The sequence below is a fragment of the Kitasatospora sp. NPDC029367 genome, assembly GCF_055569135.1.
On the sequence record NZ_JBVHYH010000107.1, the window covers coordinates 19675 to 23113 of the forward strand.

Sequence of the window (3439 nt, forward strand, 5' to 3'; positions counted from 1 at the left end):
CGCCCCCCACCCCCCCGGTACGCCCCCCCCCCCCCCCCCCTCCCTCCCCCCCCCCCCCCCCCCCCCCCCCCCCCCCAGGACAGCCCCGGCACAGGGCGGCACGGGCACAGGGCGGCACGGGCTCGCAGTGCATTGGCTCGCAGTGCACGGGCTCGTGCGGTCAGCCGGTGGGCACTCCGCCGGCCACCTGGCCGAGGCCGGTCCAGCCCCCGTGGCCGTCACCGCCGTTCCAGGCGTAGACGAGAGCGGCGTTGGACGGCGGGTCGGTGCGGATGTAGTCCGCGTTGCCGCCGCCGTCGAAGTCGGCGAACTGCACCCGGTTCTGGTCCGCGGTGAGCCCGCTGGCGGCCTGGCCGATGCCCAGCCAGCCGCCGCCGGTGTCGCCGCCCCGGTTCAACCAGATCCGTACGGCGCCGCTGGGGTCGATGACGGCGTAGTCGGCCCTGCCGTCCCCGTCGAAGTCGGCCAGACGCACGCGGCTCTGGTCGGTGGTGAGGCCGCTCGCGACGGTCCCGAGATCCTGCCAACTCCCTTGCCCGCCACTGTACTTGTTCAGGTAGGCGTGCACGGAGCCGTCCGGGTTGATCACCTCGTAGTCGGCCCTGCCGTCCCCGTCGAAGTCGGCCAGGCGCACGCGGCTCTGGTCGGTGGTGAGGCCGCTCGCGACGGTCCCGAGATCCTGCCAACTCCCTTGCCCGCCACTGTACTTGTTCAGGTAGGCGTGCACGGAGCCGTCCGGGTTGATCACCTCGTAGTCGGCCCTGCCGTCCCCGTCGAAGTCGGCCAGGCGAACCCTGGTCGGGTCGGTGGTCACACCGGTGGCGACCTGGCCGAGGTCCTGCCAACTCCCTTGTGCTCCGCTGTACTTGTTCAGGTAGACGCGGACCGAGCCGTCCGGGTTGATCGCCTCGTAGTCGGCCCTGCCGTCCCCGTCGAAGTCGGCCAGGCGGACCCTGGTCGGGTCGGTGGTCACACCGGTGGCGACCTGGCCGAGCTGCTGCCAACCGCCGCGCCCGTCACCGCCCTTGTTCAGCCAGACGTCGACCGCGCCGTTGGCGCCGATGGTGAGGTAGTCGGCCCTGCCGTCCCCGTCGAAGTCCGCGTACCGGACGCGGCCGAGGCCGCCCGACTCGCTGGCGGTGTTCGAGGCCACGGATGCCTGCGCCACACCGTCGGAGAACGCCTGGTCCAGCCCGCCGTAGAAGGCCTGCGCGATCCGCCGGTAGCCACTGTCGTCGGGGTGGAGGCGGTCGGACATCTCGGCGGGGCTCAGGGCGGGCGGGTCCACGTACCGGAAGGAGTTCCCGGCCTGGGCCTCGACGTCCTGCAGCCGCCGGACCCGGTCGTTGTAGACGGCCGGGGACGCCTGGAGGCCCTGGGTGGTGGGGATCACGCCCTCCATGACCACCGCGATGCCGGGCCGGTCCGCGTAGATCCGGTCGAGGAGGGCCTTGAGACGGTCGGGCGTGTGCGCCGGGTCGGTGCTGCGGTCGAGGTCGTTGACGCCGATGTGCAGCAGGACGACGTCCGGGTGCGCGGCGGCGAGCCACTGGTCGATGCCGGCGCGGAGGTCGTCGACCATGTCGCCGGAGTGGCCCTCGTGGGCGAGGTCGGGCAGCTGCCCGCCGGCCTGGGATCCCACGAACCTCACGGTGTAACGGGATTGGCCGGCGACGAGGTTCCACAGCGGGGCCCGGTAGGACGAGCCGGTGGCGCTGCCGGCGCCCGCGGTGATCGAGTCGCCGAGCGGCATCACACGCAGCGAGGGTACGGCGGTGGTGGTGGCGGTGGCCGGCGCGGCGGTGGTGGCCGGCGCGGTGGCGGCGGCCGGGGCGGCGGCGTGCGCCGCCGGTGCGGCGGCCGCGGCGAGCAGGGTGCTCAGGCCGAGGGCCAGGATGCGTTTCAAGGTCTCCCCCATGACGTGCGGTCGTTCGTTCTCAAAGGGGGCTCCGGTTGACGGACCGGAGCCCCCCCAGGCGCCGGTGACGGTGGCCGGCACCGGTCACGGGTGTCAGGCGCCGGTGGCGACCTGCCCGAGGTTGGTCCAGTTGCTGCCGCCGTCGTAGCGGTAGACGTTGACCGAGTTGTTCGGGTTGGTGGTGATGTAGTCGGCCCGGTTGTCGCCGGTGAAGTCGGCGAGGACGACGGCGTTCTGGTCGGTGGTGACGCCGGTGGCGATCTGCCCCATGGAGGACCACTGGCCGTGGCCGTCGACGTTGCGGTACGCGGTGAGCGAGCCGTTGCCGTTGATGACGGTGTAGTCGGCCCTGCCGTCGCCGTCGAGGTCGGCGAAGCGGACCCTGCTCTGGTCGGTGGTCAGGCCGGTGGCGACGGTGCCGATGCCCTGCCAGCCGCCGCCGGTGTCGCCGCCGCGGTTGAGGTAGGTGGTGACCGAGCCGTCCGGGTTGATCACGTTGTAGTCCGCCCGGCCGTCGCCGTCGATGTCCGCGAAGCGCACCCGGCTGAGGTCGGTGGTCAGGCCGGTGGCGACGGCGCCCATGTCCTGCCAGCCACCGCCGGTGTCGCCGCCGCGGTTGAGGTAGACGTGCACCGAGCCGTCCGGGTTGACGGCGATGTAGTCGGGCAGCCCGTCACCGTCGAAGTCGGCGAAGCGCACGCGGTTGGGGTCCGCGGTGATGCCGCTGGCGACCTGGACGGGCGAACCCCAGTCACCGCGGCCGTCGCCGCCGTTGTTCTGCCACACCGTGACGGCGCCGGTGGCGCCGATGGTGACGTAGTCGTCCTTGCCCCGGCCCCAGAAGTCCGCCCACTTCACGCGGCCGTTGCCGGCTTCGGTGCCCTTGTGGTGGTCCCAGTGCGTCCTGATCATGCGCCACTGGGCGTCATCGCCCTGGAAACCGGGCCTGCAGACGGGGGCGCCCTGCGCGACCTTCAGGTAGCAGCCCTTGGGGCTGGAGATGGTCGTCCAGGCACCGGTCGCGTCGAGCTCCATCCAGGCGAGCCCGTAGTCGTGGCTGCCACAGCCCACGGTCAGGACCTTGGACCCGTCCGTCGCCAGGCAGGAACCGCCGTAGTACATGGAGCCGTCGATGATGTGGGTCTGGTACCCGGTGACGAAGTACTGGTTGTCGTTACTGCCGCAGGGCTGGAGTGCGACGGGCCACGCACCCGTGTCGGTGGTCCCCACCAGACACAGCCCGGTCGCCTTGTTCTGGATCTGGAACGCCAAGGGGTGCACGTCGGCCGACGCCTGGCCTGCGGAGAACGACACGCCGGCCACCAGCATGGCGACGACGGTCAGGCCGGCTCTGATCCGGCGGAATCGGGGAATTCTGATCTTCAGGCGTCCTGCCTCTGGCGTTGGGTGCGCGGGGGGGGGGGGGGGGGGGCCGGAGGGGGGGGGGGGGGGGGGGAGAGAAAGGGGGGGGGGGGGGGGGAAAAAGGCGGAAAAAAAAAGAAAAAAGAACAACCTTCGGGG

At 71.9% G+C, this 3439-nt stretch carries 2 protein-coding genes; both read right to left on the minus strand.

Features of this window, described 5'->3' with window-relative positions; translation table 11 throughout:
• Positions 1-160: 160 nt before the first annotated feature.
• Entirely contained in the window at positions 161-1906 is a 1746-nt protein-coding gene (locus tag ACZ4W5_RS35650) for an FG-GAP-like repeat-containing protein (RefSeq protein WP_465659255.1), read from the minus strand.
• 105 nt (positions 1907-2011) lie between these two features.
• Positions 2012-3247, minus strand: coding sequence for an FG-GAP-like repeat-containing protein (locus tag ACZ4W5_RS35655; RefSeq protein WP_465659257.1), 1236 nt, complete (start codon positions 3245-3247; stop codon positions 2012-2014).
• Positions 3248-3439 lie beyond the last annotated feature (192 nt).